Raw genomic sequence first — 25400 nt, forward strand, 5'->3', positions numbered from 1 at the left:
TAGTTATAGAATTTCAGGTTAATACTAAATATAGGACTGCTTGCGCACAGGGCAAATAAGCGCAGTTTCTTTTGGAGGCGAGGTTAAATGTTTGAAATTGTTGAAAAGGCGAGCGGCGGCACCAACATCAAGGTGATTGGTGTCGGTGGTGCAGGCGGCAATGCCGTCGATCACATGATCCGCGAGGGTGTGCAGGGGGTGGATTTCATCATTGCCAACACCGATGCCCAGGCCCTGTCCCGCTGCCTGGCCCAGACCAAGGTCCAGCTCGGCAAGACCGGTCTTGGTGCCGGCTCCAAGCCCGAGGCCGGCCGTGCCGCAGCACAGGAATCCCGTGATGCCATCGCGGCCGCCCTCGAAGGCGCCCACATGTGCTTCATCACCGCCGGCATGGGCGGTGGTACCGGCACCGGTGCCGCTCCCGTGGTGGCCGAGATCGCCAAGGAAATGGGCATCCTGACCGTTGCCGTGGTGACCAAGCCCTTCGACTTCGAGAACCGCATCCGTGTGGCCGAGAGCGGTGTGGAAGAGCTCTCCAAGCAGGTGGACTCCCTGATCGTCGTGCTCAACGACAAGCTGCTCGAGGTGTACGGCGACGACGCCGGCTTCGAAGACTGCTTCCGTTCCGCCGACAACGTATTGACCAGCGCGGTCGGCGGCATCGCCGAGATCATCAATGTGCCTGGCCTGGTCAATGTGGACTTCCAGGACGTGCGCACCGCCATGGCCGAGATGGGCCGCGCGATGATGGGCTCGGCCCAGGCTGCCGGTCTTGACCGTGCCCGCATCGCCGCCGAGCAGGCTGCCGTGTCCCCGCTGCTCGAAGGCACCGAGCTGTCCGGCGCCCGCTGCGTGCTGATCAACATCACCGCCAGCCGCAACCTGAAGATGTCGGAAGTCCGTGATGCCGTGAAGACCGTCCAGGCCTTCGCTGCCTCCGAAGCCTTCGTCAAGTACGGCACCGTGTTCGATGAGAGCATGGAAGACCGCATCCGCGTCACCGTGGTGGCCACGGGCCTCGGCGCCGTGCGCGCTGCGCAGATGCCGCGCAAGATCGAGGTAGTGCGTACCGGTACCGACAACATCGGCATGGAAATCGACTACGGCAACCTGGAGCTGCCGGCGGTGATCCGTCGCACTTCCCGGACCACCGTCGAGGCCATGAGCGCCAACGGCATGTCCACCCTGGACATCCCGGCCTTCCTGCGCAAGCAGGCGGACTGACCGCTTCGGGCCGCTCCGGTGGCTCGAAAAAACGCGCAGCGGGAGGTCGCCTCCAACCGCTGCGCGTTTTACGTTTACAGGGCGGATTGCTGCGGTGCAGCACTTTGCTTGTGTTAAGATTCAATGACTTGAATGCGGATCCGGATCATGCTGAAGCAGCGCACCCTCAAAACCGTTGTCACCGCCACCGGCGTCGGGCTCCACAGCGGCGCCAAGGTGACGCTCACCCTGCGGCCGGCTGCGCCGGACACCGGCATCATCTTCCACCGGGTTGATCTCGACCCCGTGGTCGACCTGCCCGCCGACCCCTACGCTGTCTGCGATACCCGCATGTGTTCCGGGCTGCAGCGTGAGGGGGCAAAGGTCAATACCGTCGAACATCTGATGTCGGCCCTGGCCGGGCTGGGCATCGACAACGCCCACATCGACGTGGATGCGGCGGAGATCCCCATCCTCGATGGCAGCGCAGGGCCTTTCGTGTTCCTGATCCAGTCTGCCGGTATCGAAGAGCAGAAAGCCCCCAAGCGCTTCCTGCGGGTGCTCAAGCCTGTCGAGTACGTGGAAGGCGACAAGTGGGTGCGCTTGGAGCCCTACGACGGCTTCAAGCTCAGCTTTTCCATCCTCTTCAACCACCCGGCCATCGACAGCACCGGTACCTCGGTGGTGGTGGACTTTGCCGAGCACTCCTATGTGCGTGAAGTGTCCCGGGCGCGCACCTTCGGTTTCATGCAGGACGTGGAGTTCATGCGCGCCAACGGGCTCGGCCTGGGGGGCAGTCTGGACAACGCCATCGTGATGGACGAGTACCGGGTGCTCAACGCCGATGGCCTGCGCTACGCCGATGAGTTCGTGAAGCACAAGGTGCTGGACGCGATCGGCGACCTGTACCTGGCCGGCCACTCCCTGCTGGCCTCCTACAGCGCCTACAAATCGGGTCACGCCCTCAACAATCAGATCCTGCGGGTGCTTCTCGAAGACAAGACCGCCTGGGACATCGTGACCTTCGAGGAAGAGGCCAGCACGCCGCCGGCGGTGGCCCAGCTCTTCGATCTGGCCAGCGCCTGAGCTGAGTCGTGCTGATCCTGCGACTGATCGCAGTGCTGGTGGCGATCGGCATCGCCGGTTCCCTGCTGGCCTTCGTGTTCACCCGTGATCGCCGCTATCTGGCGTTGGGGTGGCGGCTGTTCCGCTACGCCATCATCGTCGCGCTGGTGTTCTTTGCGCTCCTCATCCTTGAGCGCGTCTTCGTCCCCTTCGTCTAGCCGGCCTGCCTGACGAAGCGCTTCAGGGCCTTGGCCAGCGGTGAATCCGCCGGCAGGCTGGTGGCGAGGTGCTCAAGGCCTGAGCGCGTCGAGTCGCTCACGTGGCGGTGGGGCGGGGGCGCCGCGGCAGGCCGGTATTCCCGCACGGCCACCTTCACCTTGATGTCCCTGAGAATCACGCCCGCCCGGCCAAAGTCTGCCAGCAGGCTGGGTACAGCCTGGCGCAGCTTGACCGCCAGACCGGCACTTTCCACGTGGATGACCAGTTCCTCGCCTTTGAGGTTGGCCACCCTGCAGGCCTCCGCCATGTAACCCGGCAGCAGGGTCTCCAGTTGCTGTTGCAGGCGCAGCAGGCGGCCGGCATGGGCCTGGAGGCGGGCGAGGGCGTCACCGCTGCCCAGAAAATTGTCGATCGAACTGGTGCTCATCAGGGCTTGGAAATCACGAAAGCGCCCCCATCGTAGGGGGAACGTTCAATGCGGACAAGAGTGAGCGGCGCCTTGTCCTGCGTCACGGCCGTGTCCGGGTGACATGATAGAATCCGCCCTTTGCCGCGTTTTTCCTTCGAAATCAAATGATCGCAGGCCTTCTCAAGAAAATTTTCGGCAGCCGCAATGACCGGCTGATTCGCCAGTACTCCCAGACGGTGCGTGCCATCAACGCACTCGAGCCGAAGATTCAGGCCCTGTCCGATGAGGAGCTGCGCGGCAAGACAGACGAATTCCGTGAGCGCATCGCCAAGGGCGAGAGTCTCGACGCCCTCTTGCCCGAGGCCTTCGCCGTGGTTCGCGAAGCCGGCAAGCGGGTGCACGGCATGCGCCATTTCGACATGCAGATGGTGGGCGGCATGGTGCTGCATGCCGGCAAGATCGCCGAAATGCGTACCGGTGAGGGCAAGACCCTGACCGCCACCCTGCCGGTCTATCTGAACGCCCTCTCCGGCAAGGGCGTGCACGTCATCACCGTCAATGATTACCTCGCCAGCCGTGACTCGGACTGGATGGGGCGCATCTACCGCTTCCTCGGGTTGAGCGTGGGCTGCAACCTGTCGCAGATGCCCCACGATGCGAAGAAGGCCGCCTATGAGGCCGACATCACCTACGGTACCAACAACGAGTTCGGCTTCGACTACCTGCGCGACAACATGGTGTACGAGTCAGGCGAGCGGGTGCAGCGCGGCCTCAACTACGCCATCGTCGACGAGGTGGACTCCATCCTGATCGATGAGGCCCGTACGCCCTTGATCATCTCCGGTCAGGCCGAGGATCACACCGAACTGTACGTCAGCATGAACGCCGTTCCGGCCCTGCTGACCCGTCAGGAAGGCGAGGGCGAGAACATCACCGTCCCGGGCGATTACACCGTCGACCTCAAGGCCCATTCCGTCCTGCTCACCGAGCAGGGCCACGAGCACGCCGAGGAGATCCTGACCCGGCTGGGCATGCTGCCGGAGGGCTCCAGCCTCTACGATCCGGGCAACATCCTGCTGATCCACCACCTCTACGCTTCTCTGCGGGCCCATGCGCTGTATCACAAGGACCAGCATTACGTGGTGCAGAACGGCGAAGTGGTGATCGTCGATGAATTCACCGGCCGTCTGATGTCCGGCCGCCGCTGGTCCGAGGGCCTGCATCAGGCGGTCGAGGCCAAGGAGGGCGTGAAGATCCAGGCCGAGAACCAGACCCTGGCCTCGATCACCTTCCAGAACTATTTCCGCATGTACGGCAAGTTGTCCGGCATGACCGGCACGGCGGATACCGAAGCCTACGAGTTCCACCAGATTTACGCGCTTGAAACCGTGGTGGTGCCCACCTCCCGTCCGATGATCCGCAAGGATCAGAACGACAAGGTGTATCGCACCATGAAGGAGAAGCACGATGCCATCGTGGCGGACATCAAGGAGTGCGTGGAGCGCGGCCAGCCCGTGCTGGTGGGTACGACCTCCATCGAAAATTCGGAGCTGCTGTCCGATCTGCTGACCCGTTCCAAGTTGCCGCACAACGTGCTCAACGCCAAGCAGCATGCCCGTGAGGCCGAGATCGTTGCCGAAGCCGGGCGCCCCGGGGTGATCACCATTGCCACCAACATGGCCGGTCGGGGTACCGACATCGTGCTGGGGGGCAACGTGGAGAAGCCCGTCTCCCTGATCCGCGAGGACGAGTCCCTCTCCGACGCCGAGAAGGATGCCCGGATCGCGGCGATGCGCGAGGAGTGGAAAAGGGTTCACGAGCAGGTGCTGCAGGCCGGCGGGCTGAAGATCATCGGCACCGAGCGCCATGAGTCCCGGCGTATCGACAACCAGCTGCGTGGCCGTTCGGGCCGTCAGGGGGATCCGGGCGAAAGCCGCTTCTACCTGTCGCTGGAAGATCCCCTGATGAAGATCTTCGCCGGTGAGCGCCTGAACGCCATCATGGTTCGCCTGAAGATGCCTGAAGGTGAGGCCATCGAGGCCGGCATGGTGACCCGCTCCCTGGAATCCGCCCAGCGCAAGGTCGAGCAGCGCAACTTCGACATCCGCAAGCAACTGCTTGAGTACGACGACGTTTCCAACGACCAGCGCAAGGTCATCTACCAGCAGCGCAACGAGTTGCTGGAGAGCACCGACATCTCTGAAACCGTTGCGGCAATGCGGGAAGGCGTGCTGCATGACCTGTTCCGCATCTACGTGCCGGTCGATTCGGTCGAGGAGCAGTGGGATATCCCTGCCCTCGAGCTGGCCCTCGAATCCGAATATCAGCTCAAGGTGCCGGTTGGCGAGTGGGTGAAGGCCGACTCCGGTCTGACCGACGACGACATCCTGCAGCGTCTGTTGGAGGCCGGGGCTCAGGCCTATGCCGACAAGATCGCGCTCGTGGATGCCAGTGCCTGGCACGGCTTCGAACGCAATGTGATGCTGCAGAGCCTGGACACCCACTGGCGCGAACATCTGTCGGCCCTGGATCATCTGCGTCAGGGCATCCATCTGCGGGGTTATGCCCAGAAGAATCCGAAGCAGGAATACAAGCGCGAGGCTTTCGAGCTCTTCGAGAACCTGCTGCAGATCGTTCGTACCGAGGTCACCCGCTTGCTGATGACCGTCCAGATCCGTTCCGAGGCACAACTGGAGGAGGTCGAGGCACCGGCTGAACTCGAAAACGTCCAGTATCACCACGCCGATTACGACGAAGCCCTGGCCACCGCCAATCCGGATCGCGAAGTTGCCCAGCCGGCCGCCCAGGCTGCGCCGAGGGCCGGTCGCAACGATCCGTGCCCCTGCGGTTCCGGGAAGAAGTACAAGCACTGCCACGGCAAGCTCTCCTGAGTCTTGGGTTTTCAGGCAAAGACGCCGGACTTGTGCCGGCGTTTTTCGTTCACCGGGCGCCTCAAGCAACAATGTCCCCTGCCGTTACCGAGGCAATGAACTCCAGTGAACTTTCTCTCGATCTGGCCGGCTGGATCGCCCGCATCCGCGGACGCGAGATGCCGGTGTTCGGTCGCACGGTGGACGCCCTGCGCGCGCTCATTGCCGATGACAAGGCGTCGGCGTCTGCCCTCGCGAAGGTCATCCTGATGGATGCTCCGATGACAACCAAGGTGCTCAGGCTTGCGAATAGCGCCTTCTTCAATCACTCCCACCAGGGCATCAGTACCGTTTCCCGGGCCATTGTCGTGCTGGGTTTCGATCCGGTTGTCGAACTTGCCCTGTCTGTCTCCCTGATCGACTCCCTGCTCAATCAGGGGATCCGTGAGAGGGTACATGCGGAGATGGCGCGCAGCTTTCATGCGGCGGTCCAGGCCCGCTGGATTGCCCGCAAGCGTGGTGAGGGGGCTGGTGAGGAGGTATTCATCGCTGCATTGCTCGGGCGCGTCGGAGAAATGGCGTTCTGGTGCTTCGGTGGCGAACAGGCGCAGCGGCTCGATCAGTGTCTGGTGCTTTCGGGGGGCAAGGAGGAAGAGGCCCAGCAACGAGTGCTGGGTTTCCCCCTGCGCCAGTTGTCCCACGGTCTGGTGAAGGAGTGGAAGCTGGGACCGCTGGTCTCGGCAGCCATGGAGATGGATCCCCGCGGCCGTGGTCCGGGCCGCTCCATCCTGCTCGCCCATCGCCTGGCCCGGGTTGCGGATGAGGGCTGGGATTCGATCGGCGGGCGGCAAAGCATGCACGAGGTTGCCGATTACCTGGACCAGCCCGTGGCCACTGTCAGGGAGGATATTCTTGCCAATGCCGCAGAGGCCGCCAGGGTCGCGCGTGTCTTTGGCGCCCCCGAGGCCGCCGGGCTGATTCCGCAGGCAGCTCCGCTACCTGAAACGGCTGCTCCACCGGCACCTGTCGATCCCGATGCACGCCTGCAACTGCGCATCCTCCACGACCTGGCGGAGATGAGCCTGGCTCGCGCGAACATCGCCGATGTCCTGCAAATGGTTGTCGAGGGGGTCTATCGTGCCATTGGCTGTCGACGTGTCGTTGTCGCCCTTCTGACGGAGGATCGTCAATCCCTTGTCGGCAGGATTGCCCTGGGTGCCGATGCGGATGCCCTGGCTGCCCGCTTTGTGTTCCCCATGGAGGGGGAGCCGGACGACGTGCTGGATGCGGCGATTGACAGTGGGGAAGCAGCCCTGGTCAACGCGGGGCGCCTGACGCGTCCCGGTGCGGAGCGGCTCGTCCGGGCGGCGGCCTGCAGCGACTGCGGGGTGGTCCCCATCGGCACGGCAAGCCGTCAGATCGGTGTCCTCTATGTGGACTGCGGCGGCAAGCCCCTGGCCGGAGAATGCTGGGATGCGGTCCGGCACTTTGCCTTGCAGGCAAGCCTCGCTGTCGAGCTTGGCGCCACGGAACGGCGGGTCTTCTCCTCCTGCTGATTATGCTGCAGGTGGCGCTGTGTCTGGCGTGGAGGGCCGATGCTGCCTTTTTCCTGGAGAGGCAGATCGGCGGAAGAAGTCAGAATGTGTCGAAAATCTTTACAGAGCGTGTCGCGGGCTTGGCGATCATTTTTTCTGATGTTTAAAAAATCCAATAAAATTAATGTGTTGTGATTCGATTCGGGTTTTGTGGAAAGTGGGCATGGAATCTGCTCTATGTTTTCTGCGCGTTATTGCCGCCTCTAATTCCGGAGAAACACTCATGAAAATGAAACTTCTTGCCGCTGCAAGCGTTCTGGCGATGACCGCCACCGCAGCCGTCGCGGCTCCGTCGATGTACATCAACGTTGGCAGCAACGGCTACGAAATCCCCGTGCTGACCGCCAACGATGGCAACACCACCACCGGCACCTTCACCCAGTTCGGCTTCACCCAGCTGTTCGCTACCTCGGTCTACGACCTGAGCGACGGCTCCGTGGAAGGCGCCTTCTACGACACCAACCTGGCCAGCGATTTTGCCAACCTGGGCATTCCCCGTAGCGGCACCGCCATGGATGGCACCACCGCCGTCAGCCTGACCACCCCGACCATCGCTCAGGTGAACATCGATGCGCTGAGCCCGCTGGTTCCCCCGACCCTTCCTGGCACCGACAGCGAAGGTTTCGGCCTGACCTGGCAGCTGGAAGTCCGTTACAAGTTTGACGGCATCCTGTCTGCTTCCGGCCCGAACTACACCGGCGGCACCTGGGAACTGTACTTCAATGACTTCCTGAACGACGCCAACGACCGTACTGTCGTGTCCGGTCACCTGGTGAGTTCCGTGCTGCAGGTTGCCAACCTGACCCTGAACCTGGAAGTGGATTCCGCTGAAGCCGGCTTCCTGTACATCCAGGACGTTGGTGGTAACTACGTGTCCGCTGGCAAGGGCACCACCTTTGCTCTGGACACCAACGTGGATCCCCCGATCCCCGCCGCCAGCCAACTGCTGTCCTTCGTTGATGGCAAGGGCAACTTGGTTGCTGTGCGTCAGACCGAACTGGACGGCTCCATCCGCCCGACCGTTCCTGAGCCCGCTTCCCTGGCTCTGGTGGGTCTCGGCTTCGCCGGCCTCTTCGCCGCCCGTCGCCGCAAGGCCTAAGTCGGGAGCTTGAGACCCGCAAGGGTCTCGGCTGAAAAAGGGTCACTCGTCAGAGTGGCCCTTTTTTTATAGCCAAAGAATACGCAGACCTTTAAAGTATGTCGGGCAAGTGCCCGGGGTACTCCACAACCCTTCCCTTCTAGGGCACCGTCCAACCCGATACAGCCCGACTGGGTAGCTCAATTGCACGGCATCCTGACTCTCCGCACCGCCGCCCTCAACGTCATTCGCCAGGTCAACCGCAGCAAGGCGGCCCTGACGGCTGTGGCGCTTGGCGTGACCGCCATGATGCTGGCGGCCGGCTTCATCGACTGGAATCTCCGCTTCGGGCGCGAGAACACCATCCATTCCCAGCTGGGGCACATCCAGGTCATGAAGCCCCGATTCCTCGAACTGGGGCGCTCTGATCCGCTGTCCTATGTGCTTCCCAACAGGGAGCAGGACATCAGGAAGATTCTGGACGGGCCGGGGGTGGTGGCCGTTGCACCGCGCCTGCTGATTTCAGGCTTGGCCAGCTCCGGAGAGACAACGTTGTCCTTCATTGGTGAGGGGGTGGATCCCGGCGTCGAGGCCGAGCTCTCCTCTGCGCTCCGGTTCCCCGAGGGGCGCAATCTGCAGCCTGGTGAGGAGAACACGGTGGTGGTCGGTCGAGGGCTGGCCGATAACCTTGGCCTGCGTCTGGGGGGAACCCTGGTGCTGGTTGCCAACACCAAAGGTGGTCGCATCAACGCGGTGGAGGCCAAAACGGTAGGTGTGTTTGAGTCCATCACCAAGGCCTACGACGATATCGCGCTGCGCATTCCCATTGGTCTGGCCCGCCAGCTCTTGCGCGTCGATGGCGAGCATCTGCGCATCGTCGTGCTGGACGATACGGCCCGAACCGCACAGACCCTTGAGTGGATGAAGACCAATCTTGGCACCTCCCAGTACGACGTGGTGCCATGGACCCAGCTCGCCGATTTTTACAACAAGACGGCGTCACTCTTTGCCAAGCAGGTCGGCGTGATCTACATGATCATTGCGGTGATCATCGTGCTGGCGATCTCCAATACCATGACCATGTCGGTCATTCAGCGGATCGGTGAGATCGGTACCATGATGGCCATTGGCGCCCGGCGCAAGGACATCCTGCTGCTGTTCATTGCGGAAGGGGTCGTGCTGGGCGTTGTCGGAACGATCATCGGTGTCTTTGTCGGCAGCCTGCTGGCCATGCTCATCAGTCTGATCGGCATTCCCATGCCTCCGGGGCCGGGCATGACCTGGGGCTACAGCGCAGGAATCCTGCTTACGCCGGGGACGGTGGTCTCGGCTTGCCTCACGGCCATGGCGACCACCGCCCTGGCCAGTCTCTATCCGGCCTGGAAGGCATCGCGGATGGAGATCGTCGAGTCCTTGCGTGCCTTGCAATGACCGGATCCCGCGCATGAAACATCTCCTCAACCTTGGTCTGCGGAATCTGCTCCGCAATCGTATCCGGACGGCCATCACCCTGGGCGCCATCGTTTTCGGGGTGTGCGGGCTGATTGTCTCCGGCGGCTTCGTCAGGGACATCTTCGTGCAGTTGGCGGAGGCTCTCATCCATTCCCAGAGCGGGCATGCCCAGGTGGGGCAGGAGGCCATCTTTGGTGCCGGCTCCCGCTCGCCGGAGCGCTATCTGCTGAAGGACCCCGACACCCTGAGAAAGACGCTGCAGGCCGATCCCGAGGTGAAGGACGTGATGGCCCGGATCACCTTTTCGGGGCTTCTGAACAACGGCAAGACGGATTACGCGATCATCGCCGAGGGGATCGAGCCTGATCGGGAGCTGGCCCTCGGTACCCATCTGCGGGTGCTGTCCGGGCGGATGCTGAAGGATTCGGACCGCTTTGGGGCCATGCTCGGTGAGGGGGTGGCTGCCGCCATGAACCTGGCACCCGGCGATCAGGCGACACTGGTGGTGAGCACTCTGGACGGGGCCACCAACACCCTTGATATCGAGGTGGTGGGGGTCTTCCAGAGCTTTTCCAAGGATTTTGACGCCCGTGCGGTGCGGATTTCCCTTGGGGCGGCCCAGGATCTGCTGCTGACCAAGGGTGTGGGCAAGCTGGTCGTGTCCCTCCGCTCTACCGATGGCACCGATGCGTTCATCGACCGGATGAAGCCCCAGCTTGCCGCGGATCTGCGCATTCTTGACTGGCGGACGCTGAACGACTTCTATCAGAAGACCGTGGATATCTACCAGCAGCAGTTCGGTTTTCTCCAGGCCATGGTCCTGCTGATGGTGTGCCTCAGCGTGATCAATACCCTCAACATGAGCCTGCTCGAGCGTGGCTGGGAGTTTGGCACCATGCGGGCTCTGGGCAACCGGAGCAAGACCATCGTCTCCCTGATCGTGCTGGAGTCTCTGGTGCTCGGGGTGGTGGGGGCCACCCTGGGGTTACTGCTGGGGCTGGCTCTGGCCATGCTGATTTCCGGTGTGGGCATCCCCATGCCGCCGCCACCCAATGCCGAGATCGGCTACGACGCTTACATCCGCATCGTGCCCGCGGTCCTTCTGCAGTCCTGGGTCGTCGGTATTGTTGCGACCCTGCTCGCCTCCCTTTATCCGGCATTCCGCTCTTCGCGGGTGCCGATCATCGATGCCCTGAGAAGCCGCGCCTGAAGGCGCGGCGCCTGCTTTCCCCCGCCCGGAGGGCCTCGCATCCCGAGGGTGCGTCTGAAACACATCCGGGCTTATCATCGTAGCCTTTGCCGACCGGCCTCGTTTCTGGAGTTTTCGTCATGCCCGTTTTGCTTTCCTCCCCCGATGCTGCTGCACTGCTGCCGGTTCCTGGTGTCCGACTCGGGGTGACCGAAGCGGCCATCCGCAAGCTCAACCGCAAGGATCTGACCCTCATCGAGCTCGCACCCGGCGCCCGGGTGGCCGGCGTGTTTACCCAGAACCGCTTCTGCGCCGCCCCGGTCCAGGTGTGCAAGGCACATCTGCCGGAGGGCAAGGTGCGTGCTCTGGTCATCAATACCGGGGTCGCCAATGCGGGCACCGGCGAGCCCGGCCTGGCCACTGCACGGGCCACCTGCGAAGCGGTAGCCGGCCTGTTGGGGATTCAGGCCAGCCAGGTGCTGCCCTTCTCCACTGGGGTCATTCTCGAACCCCTGCCGGTGGACAAATTGATCGCCGGGCTTCCGGCGGCGCGGGATGCCCTCAAGGTCGATGGCTGGTACGAGGCCTGTCACGGCATCATGACCACCGACACGGTGCCCAAGGCGGCGTCCCGCCAGGTGAGCATCGGCGGCAAGACCGTGACGCTGACGGGCATCTCCAAGGGGGCGGGCATGATCAGGCCGAACATGGCGACCATGCTGGGCTTCCTAGCGACCGATGCCGATGTGGCCCAGCCGCTGCTGGATGCCCTGGTCAAGGAGGCGGCGGATCTGTCCTTCAACAGCATCACCGTCGACGGCGACACTTCCACCAACGACAGCTTCATTCTGATGGCGACCGGCCAGGCCGGTAACGCAACCCTCGTCGATGCCCAGTCGGCCGATTACGCCGCTTTCCGGGCCGCCGTCCTGGATCTGTCCATCTGGCTGGCCCAGGCCATCGTCAGGGATGGGGAAGGGGCAACGAAGTTCATTACCCTGCAGATCGAGGGGGGCAAGGATCGGGAGGAGTGTCGCAAGGTGGGCTATGCCGTCGGCCATTCGCCGCTGGTGAAAACAGCCTTCTTTGCTTCCGACCCCAACCTGGGGCGCATTCTGGCTGCCATCGGCTATGCCGGCATCGATGATCTGGATGTGTCCCGTCTGCGTGTCTGGCTGGGGAGCGCCGGTGAAGAGGTGCTGGTGGCCGAGAAGGGCGGACGGGCGGAGTCGTACCGCGAGGATGCAGGCGCCCGCGTCATGCAGGAGGCGGAAATCACCGTGCGCGTCGATCTGGCGCGTGGCGCTGCTGCCGCTACCCTGTGGTCCTGCGATTTTTCCTACGATTACGTGAAGATCAACGCTGACTACCGCTCCTGAGGGCCCCCCGGAAGGGGGCGTAGTCATTGCCAAGGCGCCTCGATGGGCGCCTTTTTTTCGTCATGAGCCAGGGAGGCGGAGGTGTATCCAGTCCATGTCGCAACGGGTGATCAGAGCGGGGGCCCTGCCCGGTTCTTCCTGGCGTGACAGCTGGCAGCGGCTTGGTCTGATGGTGGGGCGGAGCTTGTGGAGCGTGTTGATGAATTCAAGGACGGCATCCTCGTGGGGCAGATCGGCACGCACGTGCAGGGTGTGTGCAAACAGGACGGGGGGCGCATCGGCGGAGGGCGCCGTGGGTTGGAGCGGGTGTTCGGGAGTGATCTCGTAGTCGAGCAGCGGGATCGCCAAGCTCGTCCGGAGGGATTCGAGCTGTTCCATCCAGGCCACCCTGTCTACGGGACTGCTGATGCCGGTGCGCAGAATACTGGCGTGACGGCTCAGGGCTTCCCGGGTCTGGCTGGCGACCTGTTCCGCCTCCTGGAGCCTGTGTTGGGTTTGTGTGAGGCTTTGGGCCGCCATTTGAGCCCTGTTCCGGGCCGTTTGTAGCAGGTGATGACTGCCTGCTGCCAGCCCGATCGCGCTGATGAGCATGAGGGCGCCCAGGAAGATGGGGGTGCGCAGGTGCAGGGCGGGGGTGGTGGAAGGCGTCATGGCGGGGAGACGGGAAGGCTGACACGGACTTCAAGTTGAGGCTCGGTGTCGCCGGGGAGCGATTCTGCGATGCGCATGGGCTCGGATGAGGCCATTTCCGCAGGCTGCCGTAACACCTGGATCTTCGCTCCGGACAGGGTTCCCAGGGCTGCTAGAAGGGTTTGGGCCCGTAAGGCACGCTCCCGGGCTTGCCCGGCGCCGGAGGGGAGATGGAAGCGCATCCGCAAGGTCTGGTTGAGCGGGGCGGGCTCGGCGGGTGGAGGGTTCTGGGGGGCGGCTGTCCACTCCAGCTCCTGCAGCTTGAAACCGGGAGCGGATGCGAGGGCTGCTGTCAGCTGGCGCAATGCGGGCTCGGGCCCGGTGTTGCTGGTGGCAAGGGCGTGGACCCGGTCGAGGGTCTGGTTGAGGCGTTCGAGGGGGAGCGGGGTGGTGGGTGTTGCCGCGATCACGTCTTCAAGACGGGCCTCCTGCAGGGCTGCTTCGCGCAGGCTCGCCTCGGCAAGGCTGCGTTGCTCGCGGGCGGCGAGCAGGTTGAGACTGGTGTAGCTCAGGCAGGCGAGGAAGAGTGCGCCGGCAAGAACGCCGGCGATGCGCCCGATCTGTTGCTGGCGGTGTCCGCTGAGTGCTTCGGCCGGGGCGAACTGGGGGAGTCGGGGTTGGGCGGCAAGTGCCTGAAGCAGGAGGGGCAGGCTGTCGGTGTGGCTGGCGTCGTACTGCAGTTTCAGGGCGAGGGCCGCCTGCTTCAGGTGCATGGGCTGGAGATCGAGCCCTGCGCTGGCGGCCGTGGCCGTGGCGGGGAGAGGGGCTGGGACCTCGTGGGGGCTCAGGAGCAGTACCCGGGTGGATCGGTCGCGGGGCACGACGCGCTGGCTGAGCAGGTAGTCGAAGCTGCGTCGGATCTCGTCGCGCACGAAACCGGGATCAGGGCTGGCATGGGCGCCCTGGCTGGCGGTGAGGCGGCTGAAGCGGAGTTGTCCGTGCTCGAAGCAGGACACCCGCAGGCCTGCGGGCGTGGTGTGTGCGAGGAGAAAGGGCGCTGTGCCTGAATGGAGGGGGGCGGCCAGCGCCTGGGACAGGAAAGAGGCGCTCACCACCTGGGTCAGGATGCACGGCGAGTGCAGGATTCGTTGCAGCCAGGGCTGGATGGCGCCGGGCCGGGTGAGTGCTGCGAAGAGGATCCGCTCGTCCCTTCGGCCGGTGGGCTCCCGGCCGAGGGACAGGTGGCTGCGGAAAGGCGTGTCGCCAAACAGGTGATCCTGGCGGCGGGCCAGCATGGGCCGGCGGTCACGCCCCCTGACAAAGGGCAGGGTTTCGAGGTGATGGGCTTCGTCCGGCAGGTCTGCCAGCAGGCTGATGCGGGTGCCGGCTGCCAGGCCCGCCAGGAAGGCCTCGAAGCGCGGTAACCCGTCGTCCAGGGCGAAGTGCTGATGGAGTTCGACGCCGCTGCGGCCGACGATGAAGGCGGTAAGGCCGGCGGGGTTGAGGTAGAGGATATAGGGAGAGGCCATGCTCACAGCTTCATCCGAGTGATGATGTCGTAGACCGGCATCATGACAGCGCCCATGATGGCGAGGAGCAGCCCCCCCAGCACCAGGGTGAGGGTGGGCTCAATGCTGGCCTGCAGTTTTTCGATGGCCTCCCGTACGTCCCGATCGTAGAAGTAGCTGACGTTGGCGAGGGCCGTGTCGAGGGCGCCGGTGCTTTCGCCCACTCGCAGCATGCGGGTGACCAGGGGCGGGAACAGCTCGACCGTGCGGAAAGCATCCGACACCTTGCTGCCCTGGGTGATTTCACGCCCGACGTGCTGCAGGCCCTGGCGCAGGGCGGTGTTGCCAACCACGTCCTCCGCGGACTGGATGGCGTCGATGACTGTGATGCCCGAGGCGTACATCATGGCGAACAGGCCTGTGAAGCGGGCCATGATGATCTTGCGCCGGACGGCACCGAGCAGGGGCAGGCGGAGGAGGGCGGCATCGAAGCGGAGCCGCAGGCCCGGGCGGATCGAGATAGCGTGACGTACCAGTACTACTCCGACGATGCCTCCGAGCACGAGGAGCCAGCCGTAGTCGATGACAAAGCCGGACAGAGCGATGAGGATGCGTGTCTGCCAAGGCAGGGCTTGCCCGGCGCTCTGGAACAGGCGGGCGAGCTCGGGGACGACGTGGACCAGTGCGACGCCCAGGGCGGCGGTGATCACGAGGGCCACGATGGCCGGGTAGATGGCGATGCGCCGGGCGTAGGCAGCGAGCTCGTCGTCGCGCTTGAGGGTCTCGGTGAGGGCGCCGAGCACTTCGGGCAGCCGACCCGTGTGTTCCCCGGCCCGGACCAGGCTGCAGAACACGCCGTTGAATACGTCCGGGTGGCGCTGCAGGGCCTGGGATAGACCGAGCCCGCCTTCGATGGCCTCGACGACGTCACCGATGACCTGCCTGAAGCGGGCCCGGTGGAGGGAGTCGCGCAGGTCGGTCAGGCTGTCGATGATCGGTACGCCGGCGCGCAGGAACTGCTCGAGGTGAAAGCAGAAGTTGATGAGCTCCCGCCGGCCGATGGGGCGTTGCCGCTGCCAGGTGATCCGCCGGACCGGGTTGGCGTGGAGCAGGTCGAGGCCGAGGCGGCGCAGACGCAGCTCAAGGTCGTCGAGGTTGGCCGCGTCCATGCGGCCGCGCACGGTGTGGCCGCGGGGGTTCATGGCCCGGTAGCTGAAGGTGCTCATGGGAACAGTCGGTCCGTCAGGTCGACGACCCGCGCCAGTTCCTCGAGGGAGGTGTCGCCGGCGATGACACGCCGGGTGCCGTCGTCGGCCAGGCGGGTGAAGCCCCGGGCGGCGGCGGCTTGCTGCAGTTCCCGGGCGGTGGCGCGCCGGGCGATCAGCTCATCCAGGTCGGCGTCCAGGCGCAGCAGTTCCATGATGGCCAGGCGCCCCCGGTAGCCCTGATAGTCGCATTGGGGGCAGCCCACAGGCCGGTACAGGGTGGGGCGTGCGGGCTGGTCGGCGATACCAAGCAGGCGCATTTCGGGGTCGGTTGCCGGGTAGGCCTCGCGGCAGTGGGGGCACAGGCGGCGGACCAGGCGCTGGGCGACGATGCCGATCAGGTTGCCAGCCAGGATGTCGGGCACGATGCCCAGATCGAGCAGGCGTGGGATGGCGCCGATGGCCGAGCTGGTGTGCAGGGTGGAGTAGACCTGGTGGCCGGTCATGGCGGCCTGGAAGGCCATGCGGGCGGTATCTCCGTCGCGGATCTCGCCCACCAGGATCACGTCCGGGTCCTGGCGCAGCATGGCCCGTACGCCATTGGCAAAATCCAGCCGGGCCGCCTCGGAGACGGCTGTCTGGCGGATCTGCGCCATGGGGTACTCCACCGGGTCTTCGAGGGTCATGATGTTGACGCCCTCGGCGTTGATGTGACCGAGGATGGAGTACAGCGTGGTGGTCTTGCCGCTGCCGGTGGGGCCGGTGACGAGGATCAGCCCCTCCGGCCGGGCGATCATCAGTTTGAGCAGGTCCAGCCGGGTGTCACTGAGCCCCAGTTCGTGCAGGCCGACGATGCCTTTCTGGCGGTCCAGCACCCGCAGCACGATGTTCTCGCCATGGATGGTGGGTTGTGTCGAGACGCGGAAGTCCACCGGGCGGCCGCTGACGCTGAGGGAGATCCGGCCATCCTGGGGGGCGCGGGTTTCGGCGATGTTGAGCCCCGCCATGACCTTGATGCGCACGGCCATGGCGGGCCAGTAGGATTTGTGCAGGGCGCGGATCTGGCGCAGCAGGCCATCGATGCGGTAGCGGATGCGCAGGAAGGCGGTTTCCGGTTCGAAGTGCAGGTCGGAAGCCCCCCGTTTGACCGCGTCGGCGAGCAGGGCGTCGATCAGGCGCACGACGGGCTGGGCATAGGTGTCGGCCCGCCCCGTGAGACTGGTGGTGTCGGCCTCTCCGGTTTCGATCTCGTGAAGAATCCCGTCGATGGACAGCTCGTGTCCGTACAGCAGATCGATGGCGCAGGCGATTTCGGAGTCGCCGGCCAGGCGCAGTTCGACCGTGGCGCCACCAGGCAGCAGGCTGCGCAGTTGGTCCTGGGCCACGATGTCGGCCGTGTTGCTGGCGGCGGCGACCAGGTGGCATTGCTGGGCGTCATAGCTGAGGGGGATCAGGCCGAGGCGTCGTGCCGCCTGGCGGGGGACCAGGGCCAGGGCTTCGGCATCGGGCAGCAGGCCGGACAGGTCGGCACTGGCCTGGTCGAGGCTGCGGGCCAGCGCATCGCGCAGCGTGGCCTCGGAGAGAAAGCCCAGGCGCACGAGCTGCCGGCCGATGATCTCCCGGGTCCGGGTCTGTTCGCGCAGGGCGATATGGAGCTGGTCGGTGCTGATCAGGCCCAGGGCGATCAGGGTCTGGCCAAGGGGCTGATGGGCATGGGGGGCACGGTTCATGGTGACGGATCCTGGGCGGTGAGGGTGCGCAGGCGTGAGGCACTTTCGGCCTGGTTGAAGCGTGCGGGACTGCGTGTGGCGAGCGTCAGGGCCTGGCGGTAGTGGTTTGCGGCGGCCCCGGGCTGGCCTGCCCGGTCGAGGGCGACGGCCAGGTTGTAGCTGAGATCGGGGTCGTCGGGCGCGATGCTGCGGGCATGGGAGTAGGTGCGCCCGGCTTCGGCCCAGCGGTGCTGGCGCGCCAGCGTGGTGCCGAGGCCACGCAGGGCGTCAAGGTCGTCTGGCTCGGCCTGAAGGGCCTCCCGGTACAGCATTTCGGCCTGGGAAACCCTGTTGCCGAGATAGGCGGCATGGGCCAGGGACGTGGTGTTGCCGGTGCCTGCGCCAGGCTGCAGGTGGATGGCTGTGTCCGGCTGGGGGGTGGTGGACCGATCTTGGGGTGCGCTCTTGCGAGTCGTGTTCCCGGGAGCCTGGCGGATCGGCGTGTCCGGGCGTTCGGCTGTGTGGGAAGGCGGGAAGGGAGGGGGCTCAGGGGCTGCTTCGGGAGGGCGCGTCACTGCGGCCCGCGCCCTCGGGTGTGGGGGCTCGGGCAGGGCCAGGGGCCGCATCTCGAACCAGATGCCGATGGCCAGTGCGCCAAGGGCCGTGGTGCCGAGGAGGCCGACTGTCAGGGCGTGACGCGGGGGTGGCTCGGTCGGTACTGTTCTGCCAGCGGGCTCGCTTTTTGCCTCTTGGGGGAGCTTGTCTGCGGTGGCGGCAGGGGCCGGTGCGCAAGGTGGCGGAGCGATGAGTGGTTCAAGCTCGAGTCGTGATTCCGGTACCTCGGGTGTGTGAGGCACAGGCCCGTGCGTGCCGTTACCGGTACGGCGCAGGGCATCCATGAGGAGGCTCACGGTTGGGGGCTTTCCGTGGCGGTGCCGGCTCTAGCCTCGGACGGGAAGTTCGGTGCCCCCGGCGACGGTCCCTTACTGAAGAAGCCGGCGTCCGGGAGCCTGTCCCGCAGTGGTGTCAGAGCGCTGACGAGTCGGGTGTCGGTGACGACCACCGGGCGCAGAAAGATGACCAGCTCGGTTTTCTGTATGCCGTTGTCGCGGTTGGTGAAGAGCTCACCGAGCAGCGGGAGTTGCCCGATCAGCGGGACGCGGCCGGTCTTGTAATCGATGCGGTCTTCCATCAGGCCGCCCAGCACCGCGGTTTCGCCGTTCTCGATGCGCAGCACGGATTCGATCTCGCGGGTCCGGATCTGTGGGACCAGATTTGCGATGCTGCTGGGTATGCTCGGGTTCGGGTCGCGGCGAAAATCCGAGATGCTGGAAATGGTGGGGCGGACGTTGAGGATGACTTCGTCGCTGTCGCTGATCTGGGGCGTGACGGTCATCACCAGGCCCACCGAAACCGACTGGGGCGTGGTGGTGACGGTGGTCAGGGCGCCGGCATTGGTGGTCTGGGTGGTGTCGGCCTTGACGCTGAAGTAGACGTACTCCTCGACCACCTTGATGGCTGCGGTCTGGTTGTTGAGTACCGATAGCTTCGGGCTGGACAGGACCTTGACCGTGCCGAAGCTCTCCAGCAGCTTGACGGTGGCGTCAATGCCTTCCTCGCTCTTGTAGGCGACGCTGAAAGGGGTGGTCGCATTGCCGGCCGTGCTGCCAAGCCCGGGACCGCTGATGCCGAAGCGTGTACCGCTGGTCAGGATCCGGCTCCATTCGATGCCCTGCCGGTAGGTGTCCCCCAGGCTGACTTCGACGATGGTGGCTTCTATGAGCACCTGACGTCGGGCGGCAGTTGTTACCCGTTCGATGAACTCGCTTACCTTCTCGTGCTGGCGGGCGGTGGCCCTTACCGTAAGGACCCCCGTCTCGCGGTTGACGATGACCGATGCCGCTTCGCGGAAAGTGGACTTATGCACCGTTGTGGTGGTGTTGTTCTGCATCGAACTGGGGGCGTTGGGAGCGAGGACCTGGGGCTGGGCGCCGGTGCGGCCGCGGGCGCGGGGCTTGTTCGCGGCTGCGGCGCCAAACCCCGTGCCGGGGCCGCTGCTGCTGGCTGTTTCAACGTTCTCGATCACGGTCTCACTGGATCCTTCGGGCAGGATCTTGTCCGTCTCCCGGAGCAGATCCCGTAGGTTTTTCTCGACGGATTCCCACAGCTGGTTGCGGGACGTGTTCTCGATCCGGGTGGCGGAAACATTGCCGCCCGCGGTCAGGGCCCCGGTTCCGGTGCCGGCCCCTCCTGCCATGCTGCTCGTCCCGCTGGTGGCGATCTGCGTGTTGGTCGAGACGGTGCCCGTCATGCTGCGATTGAGGTTGACGTAGTCCAGCCGGTAGCTGCGCAGGAACGGGGAGTCCGGCATCACGGCGAGATTCCTGCCGTTGATCTCGTAGCGCATGTCCACCTGCCGCGCCAGGCGATCCAGGATCTGCGGCAGGGTCTGGTCGATGGCATTGAGGGTGACGGTGCCGCTGAGGCCGGGATGAATGTCGATGTTGATCCGGGCATCCCTGGCCAGGGCGAACAGCAGGTCTTGCACACGTACCGCGGTGACCACTACGGAGTAAGTCTCCAGCCGGGCAGCCGGCTTGGGTGGCGTCAGGGGCAGGACTTCCGGCGGCGGGCTTGAAGCGGGCGGCGCCTGGGGCGACCGGGTGTTGGCGCGGATGTGGCTTGAGGAGGGGAGATCCGGTGGATGGGACGCACAAGCGGCCAGCAGCAGGGGCAGCAACAGGAGGAGGCGGTGAGCTGGCATTGCAGTGGGTTAGGTCTATGTATATGGCATTTATTCTATTGCACTTTTATTGTTTTTGAATAAGTGAGTGAGCCTGGCCTGCGAGGATGCATGTTCTGGGTGCGTTACGGGCTCCGCATGCCCGGAACGGGTGCCCGGCTTCCCGTGTGTAAGTCCTGTGTAAGATTGATCAACTTAAATGCCGGTCGGACCCAGGGCCGGAGCACCAGAAAGCGCCACCATAAGGCGCATGCATCCATGAGGCGTGAGCGGCCGGATTCCCCGCCAGCAAGGTTTCAGAGCTAACAACGTTGCACACTCATAACACGAGGAGAGGTGAAAAAATGACGAGCGAAACCACCCAGAAGTTCTACTATCCGTCTGAAGAGGTGGTGAAGAACGCGGCCGTGTCGGGCATGGATGCGTACAAGGCCTTGTGTGCCGAAGCCGAGAAGGATTACGAAGGCTTCTGGGGCGCCCGTGCCAAAGAGCTTCTCGACTGGCAGACCCCCTTCACCCAGGTCCTGGACGAGAGCAATGCTCCGTTCTTCAAGTGGTTTGCCGACGGCAAGCTGAACGTCTCCTACAACTGCCTTGATCGTCAGGTCAAAAATGGTCTGGGTGACAAAGTCGCCCTGATCTTCGAAGGCGACAAGGGCGACGTCACCAAGGTCACCTACTCCGATCTGCTCGGTCGCGTCAGCAAGTTTGCCAACGCGTTGAAGGCTCAGGGTGTCAAGAAGGGCGATCGCGTCGTCATCTATCTGCCGATGTCCATCGAAGGTGTGGTGGCCATGCAGGCCTGCGCCCGTATCGGCGCCACTCACTCCATCGTGTTCGGCGGCTTCTCCGCCCAGTCCCTGGCTGACCGCATCAATGATGCCGGTGCTGTCCTGCTGATTACCTCCGACGGCCAGAACCGTGGTGGCAAGGCGCTGCCCCTCAAGTCCATCGCCGACGAAGCGCTGGCCAGCGGCTGCCCCACCATCAAGAGCGTGATCGTGGTCAAGCGCACCGGCGCCGAGACCGCCATGGTCGCGGGCCGTGATCTCTGGGCCGACGATCTGGTTGCCCAGCAATCCGACGTCTGCGAACCGGAATGGGTCGAAGCCGAGCATCCCCTGTTCCTGCTCTACACGTCCGGCTCCACCGGCAAGCCGAAGGGCGTGCAGCACTCCACCGGTGGCTACCTGCTGCACGCCATCCTGACCATGAAGTACACCTTCGACATCAAGCCGGATGATGTCTTCTGGTGTACCGCCGACATCGGTTGGGTGACGGGTCACACCTACATCACCTACGGCCCCCTGGCCTGCGGTGCGACCGAAGTCGTCTTCGAAGGCGTGCCCACCTACCCGGACGCCGGCCGCTTTTGGAAGATGATCCAGGATCACAAGGTCACCGTGTTCTACACCGCCCCGACCGCGATCCGTTCGCTGATCAAGTCTGCGGACAACACCCCGGCCGTGCATCCCAAGAACTACGACATGTCCAGCCTGCGCATCCTGGGTTCGGTCGGTGAGCCGATCAATCCGGCGGCCTGGGAGTGGTACTACGAGAACGTCGGCGGCAGCCGCTGCCCGATCGTCGATACCTTCTGGCAGACCGAAACCGGTGGCCACATGATCACCCCGCTGCCCGGCGCGACCCCGCTGATCCCCGGTTCCTGCACGCTGCCCTTCCCGGGCATCCAGGCCGCCGTGGTCGACGAAACCGGCACCGAAGTGCCTTGGGGTCAAGGCGGCATCCTGGTCGTCAAGCGTCCGTGGCCGTCCATGATCCGCACCATCTGGGGCGATCCGGACCGTTTCGTGAAGTCCTACTATCCGGCCGACTTCCAGGGCAAGCTGTACTTGGCGGGCGACGGCGCTATCCGCGACAAGGACACCGGTTACTTCACCATCACCGGGCGTATCGATGACGTGCTGAACGTCTCCGGCCACCGCATGGGTACGATGGAAATCGAATCCGCCCTGGTTGCCCACGAGAAGGTTGCCGAAGCCGCCGTGGTTGGCCGTCCGGATGATCTGACTGGTGAAGCGATCGTGGCCTTCGTGGTGCTCAAGGGTGCCCGCCCCACCGGCGATGAAGCCGCCAAGGTGGTCAAGGAGCTGCAAAACTGGGTGGGTCAGGAAATTGGCCCCATTGCCAAGCCGAAGGACATCCGCTTCGGTGAGAACCTGCCCAAGACCCGTTCCGGCAAGATCATGCGCCGTCTGCTCCGTCAGCTGGCCAAGGGCGAGGAAATCACCCAGGACACCTCGACGCTGGAAAACCCGGCAATCCTGGAACAGCTCAAGTAAGAGACACATGCCCCGACTTTCAGGTCGGGGCGATTTGCAGCCGGCCTTTGCAGGAATGGCCGGAAATAAAAACAGCGCAAATCGAATAAAGAAAAAACAGGGGAGGAACCCGGCGCAGTCAGGCCGGGGGTAGAGGGGGAGAAAAAGGCGCGAAATTCGCGCCTTTTTTTCGTCCTGATTTCTTGCTCATTCGAACGCCTTGTTTTGAATGGTTTTTTTCAGGTTTTCGGATGTTGCAATGCAGTATTTGATTGTCCGCCATCAAGGCGGAAATTTCATTTGTCAGCGTAAGGTCGATGTAAGTGTGTGCCGGTAACTTGCCACTACCCCTAAAGGAGTCCCTTTGGCTCCTGGCAGGTTAATTCGAAGAGGAGGAGAAATATGAAAGACGACCTCGGCGACCGCATCCGGGCAAACCCGAAATACCAGGAGCTGGTCTCGAAACGCAATTCCTATGGCTGGGTCATGACCGCGCTGATGTTGATCGTTTACTACGGTTACATCCTGCTGGTGGCCTTCAACAAGGATTTCCTGGCACAGAAGACTGGTGCCGGTGTCATGTCCGTCGGGATTCCCATCGGCGTGGGTGTGATTCTGTTCACCATCATCATCACCGGTATCTACATTCGTCGTGCCAATACCGAGTTTGACGATCTGAAGGCTCAGGTCATCAAGGAGGCCACCAAGTGATGCGCAATTCCAAACTCTTGCTCGGCCTTGTGGCCATGCTGGCTTCCGGTGTCGCTCTTGCTGCCGGTGCCGACATCGGTCAGGCTGAGAAGCAGGCCACCAACTGGACGGCCATCGTCATGTTCGGCATTTTTGTTGCCGGCACGATGTTCATCACCAAGTGGGCTGCATCCAAGACCAAGTCGGCTGCCGACTTCTATACCGCGGGCGGTGGCATCACCGGCTTCCAGAACGGCCTGGCGATTGCCGGCGACTACATGTCCGCCGCGTCCTTCCTGGGTATTTCCGCTGCGGTGATGGCCAACGGCTACGACGGCCTGATCTTCGCAATCGGCTTCCTCGTGGGCTGGCCCATCATCACCTTCCTGATGGCAGAGCGTCTGCGCAACCTTGGCAAGTTCACCTTCGCCGACGTGGCCGGTTACCGCTTCCAGCAGACCCCGATCCGTGCCTTTGCTGCTTCCGGCACCCTGGTCGTGGTGGCCTTCTACCTCATCGCCCAGATGGTCGGTGCCGGTCAGCTGATCAAGCTGCTCTTCGGTCTCGAGTACTGGATGGCGGTGGTGATCGTGGGCGCGCTGATGATGGTTTACGTGCTCTTCGGCGGCATGACTGCCACCACCTGGGTGCAGATCATCAAGGCCGTGCTGCTGCTGGCCGGTGCTTCCTTCATGGCCTTCATGGTGCTCGTCAAGTTCGGCTTCAGCCCGGAAGCGATGTTCGCCAAGGCTGTCGAGATCAAGAGCGCCCTGGCTGCCAAGGATGCCAAGCTTATCGCCGATGCTGCCACCGCTGCTGCGGCTTCCGGCAAGGATGTGGCGGAAGTGACCGCCGCGATGGCCGCCAAGAAGGGTGACTCCATCATGGGGCCGGGCTCCTTCGTGAAGGACCCGATCTCCGCCATCTCCTTCGGTATGGCGCTGATGTTCGGTACCGCCGGCCTGCCCCACATCCTGATGCGCTTCTTCACCGTGCCGGATGCCAAGGAAGCCCGCAAGTCCGTGGGTTGGGCTACTGTCTGGATCGGCTACTTCTACATCCTGACCTTTGTCATCGGCTTCGGCGCCATCTGCTTCGTGCTGACCGATCCGACCTTCCTGGATGCCAAGGGCACCCTGAAGGGTGGCGGCAACATGGCGGCCATCCACCTGGCCAACGCAGTGGGCGGCAATATCTTCCTCGGCTTCATCTCCGCGGTTGCCTTCGCCACCATTCTGGCCGTGGTTGCTGGTCTGACCCTGTCCGGCGCTTCCGCCGTGTCCCATGACCTGTACGCCACCGTGTTCAAGAACGGCAATGCCGATTCCGCTTCCGAGCTGCGCGTCTCCCGCATCACCACCATCGTTCTGGGTGTGATCGCGGTGGTTCTGGGCATCGCCTTCGAGAAGCAGAACATCGCCTTCATGGTGTCCCTGGCCTTCGCCATCGCCGCGTCCGCCAACTTCCCGGTGCTCTTCATGAGCGTGCTGTGGAAGGACTGCACCACCAAGGGTGCGGTGATCGGTGGCTTCCTCGGCCTGATCAGCGCCGTGGTGATGACTGTGCTGTCGGATTCCGTGTGGGTTGCGACCCTGGGTAATCCGAAGGGCTCCGCTCCGTTCCCCTACACCTCGCCGGCCCTGTTCTCCATGACCATCGGCTTCGTGGGTATCTGGATCTTCTCGCTGCTCGATCGCAGCCCGAACGCCCAGCAGGAGCGTGCCGACTTCGCTGCCCAGCTGATCCGGTCCGAAACCGGTATCGGCGCAGCTGGCGCGTCGGGTCACTAAGCCGTACTCCCGGTTGGGCTCCGGCCCTCCCGGAGGCAAGGATAAAACCCCGGTCTGCCGAGAGGCAGCCGGGGTTTTTCAATGGCTGGCCGGAATGGTCTGCAGGGTGTCGTGCGTCATGCCGCGTTGACGCCAAGGAGCTTGCGGCAGGCTTGCACGAAGCCTGGCCGGCCCTGTGCTAGACTCGAACGGAATTTGTAATGAGAGTTTGCGCCGCTTGCGCCCGGGGTGCCCATGGGAATGCCGGGCACGGACGTTTGCAGCTATCGGTTTGGGGTTTGCCGAAAAAGACGGCGGGGGATGATCCGTCGGGCGGACCAACCCCCGAGGCGGTGTCGCAGCTTGCGCAGCGAACGTGCCCCCAAGACCGAGTAAAAGGAGAAC

At 63.9% G+C, this 25400-nt stretch carries 19 protein-coding genes; 12 read left to right on the forward strand and 7 right to left on the reverse strand.

The annotated features are described in order from the left end of the window. Positions 1–87: 87 nt before the first annotated feature. The 3 genes from ftsZ to L6Q67_RS02570 all read left to right on the forward strand — a co-directional run bounded on the left by ftsZ (position 88) and on the right by L6Q67_RS02570 (position 2486). Positions 88–1224 (forward strand): cell division protein FtsZ, encoded by a 1137-nt coding sequence (gene ftsZ, locus L6Q67_RS02560; protein WP_296564772.1) that lies wholly within the window; start codon positions 88–90, stop codon positions 1222–1224. Positions 1225–1371: 147 nt separating this feature from the next. Next, positions 1372–2289: a UDP-3-O-acyl-N-acetylglucosamine deacetylase gene (gene lpxC / locus L6Q67_RS02565; RefSeq protein ID WP_296564798.1), complete on the forward strand. Its 918-nt coding sequence runs from the start codon at positions 1372–1374 to the stop codon at positions 2287–2289. Positions 2290–2297: 8 nt separating this feature from the next. Further along, complete coding sequence (locus L6Q67_RS02570; protein WP_296564803.1) at positions 2298–2486, forward strand: hypothetical protein; 189 nt, start codon at positions 2298–2300, stop codon at positions 2484–2486. Here L6Q67_RS02570 and L6Q67_RS02575 read toward each other — a convergent pair. Then, positions 2483–2914, reverse strand: coding sequence for a DciA family protein (locus L6Q67_RS02575; protein WP_296564805.1), 432 nt, complete (start codon positions 2912–2914; stop codon positions 2483–2485). The two genes, L6Q67_RS02570 and L6Q67_RS02575, sit on opposite strands and share 4 nt — an antisense overlap. Positions 2915–3060: 146 nt before the next feature. On the opposite strand from L6Q67_RS02575, the gene secA reads away from it, so the two are divergent. The 6 genes from secA (at position 3061) to argJ (ending at position 12459) form a co-directional block, all read left to right on the forward strand. Then, positions 3061–5787 carry a preprotein translocase subunit SecA gene (gene secA / locus L6Q67_RS02580; RefSeq protein WP_296564808.1) on the forward strand — a complete coding sequence of 909 codons (2727 nt, stop codon included), beginning with the start codon at positions 3061–3063 and terminating at the stop codon, positions 5785–5787. Beyond that, positions 5733–7322 (forward strand): HDOD domain-containing protein, encoded by a 1590-nt coding sequence (locus tag L6Q67_RS02585; protein WP_296564811.1) that lies wholly within the window; start codon positions 5733–5735, stop codon positions 7320–7322. Before secA ends, L6Q67_RS02585 begins: the two co-directional genes overlap by 55 nt. Before the next feature lie 262 nt (positions 7323–7584). Further along, complete coding sequence (locus L6Q67_RS02590) at positions 7585–8460, forward strand: PEP-CTERM sorting domain-containing protein (protein WP_296564814.1); 876 nt, start codon at positions 7585–7587, stop codon at positions 8458–8460. Positions 8461–8643: 183 nt separating this feature from the next. After that, on the forward strand, positions 8644–9870 hold the full coding sequence (locus tag L6Q67_RS02595) for an FtsX-like permease family protein (protein ID WP_296564817.1): 1227 nt from the start codon (positions 8644–8646) through the stop codon (positions 9868–9870). Between the two features lie 13 nt (positions 9871–9883). Continuing rightward, entirely contained in the window at positions 9884–11101 is a 1218-nt protein-coding gene (locus tag L6Q67_RS02600) for an FtsX-like permease family protein (RefSeq protein WP_296564820.1), read from the forward strand. Positions 11102–11220: 119 nt separating this feature from the next. Continuing rightward, positions 11221–12459 (forward strand): bifunctional glutamate N-acetyltransferase/amino-acid acetyltransferase ArgJ, encoded by a 1239-nt coding sequence (gene argJ, locus L6Q67_RS02605; protein WP_296564821.1) that lies wholly within the window; start codon positions 11221–11223, stop codon positions 12457–12459. Positions 12460–12519: 60 nt separating this feature from the next. Here the strand turns inward: argJ and L6Q67_RS02610 are convergent, their stop codons facing one another. From L6Q67_RS02610 to mshL, 6 genes are read right to left on the reverse strand one after another with little or no spacing between them, the layout of a single operon-like run. Continuing rightward, positions 12520–13110 (reverse strand): hypothetical protein, encoded by a 591-nt coding sequence (locus L6Q67_RS02610; RefSeq protein WP_296564824.1) that lies wholly within the window; start codon positions 13108–13110, stop codon positions 12520–12522. Then, positions 13107–14618: a hypothetical protein gene (locus L6Q67_RS02615; protein WP_296564826.1), complete on the reverse strand. Its 1512-nt coding sequence runs from the start codon at positions 14616–14618 to the stop codon at positions 13107–13109. The genes L6Q67_RS02610 and L6Q67_RS02615 overlap by 4 nt, the downstream gene beginning before the upstream one ends. A 2-nt stretch (positions 14619–14620) precedes the next feature. Then, positions 14621–15823, reverse strand: coding sequence for a type II secretion system F family protein (locus L6Q67_RS02620; protein WP_296564828.1), 1203 nt, complete (start codon positions 15821–15823; stop codon positions 14621–14623). Further along, positions 15820–17532 (reverse strand): GspE/PulE family protein, encoded by a 1713-nt coding sequence (locus tag L6Q67_RS02625; RefSeq protein ID WP_296564834.1) that lies wholly within the window; start codon positions 17530–17532, stop codon positions 15820–15822. Before L6Q67_RS02625 ends, L6Q67_RS02620 begins: the two co-directional genes overlap by 4 nt. Beyond that, positions 17529–18422, reverse strand: coding sequence for a tetratricopeptide repeat protein (locus L6Q67_RS02630; RefSeq protein WP_296564837.1), 894 nt, complete (start codon positions 18420–18422; stop codon positions 17529–17531). Before L6Q67_RS02630 ends, L6Q67_RS02625 begins: the two co-directional genes overlap by 4 nt. Continuing rightward, positions 18419–20275: a pilus (MSHA type) biogenesis protein MshL gene (mshL, locus tag L6Q67_RS02635; RefSeq protein WP_296564840.1), complete on the reverse strand. Its 1857-nt coding sequence runs from the start codon at positions 20273–20275 to the stop codon at positions 18419–18421. The genes L6Q67_RS02630 and mshL overlap by 4 nt, the downstream gene beginning before the upstream one ends. Positions 20276–20598: 323 nt before the next feature. Here mshL and acs point away from each other — a divergent pair, with 323 nt between their 5' ends. From acs to L6Q67_RS02650, 3 genes are all read left to right on the forward strand, one after another. After that, on the forward strand, positions 20599–22557 hold the full coding sequence (gene acs / locus L6Q67_RS02640; RefSeq protein ID WP_296564844.1) for an acetate--CoA ligase: 1959 nt from the start codon (positions 20599–20601) through the stop codon (positions 22555–22557). A gap of 381 nt (positions 22558–22938) precedes the next feature. Further along, positions 22939–23247, forward strand: coding sequence for a DUF485 domain-containing protein (locus tag L6Q67_RS02645; RefSeq protein WP_296564846.1), 309 nt, complete (start codon positions 22939–22941; stop codon positions 23245–23247). Further along, positions 23247–25016, forward strand: coding sequence for a cation acetate symporter (locus L6Q67_RS02650; RefSeq protein WP_296564848.1), 1770 nt, complete (start codon positions 23247–23249; stop codon positions 25014–25016). Before L6Q67_RS02645 ends, L6Q67_RS02650 begins: the two co-directional genes overlap by 1 nt. Positions 25017–25400 lie beyond the last annotated feature (384 nt).

Source organism: Zoogloea sp., from assembly GCF_023150065.1.
In the GTDB taxonomy this organism is placed as follows: Bacteria; Pseudomonadota; Gammaproteobacteria; order Burkholderiales; family Rhodocyclaceae; genus Zoogloea.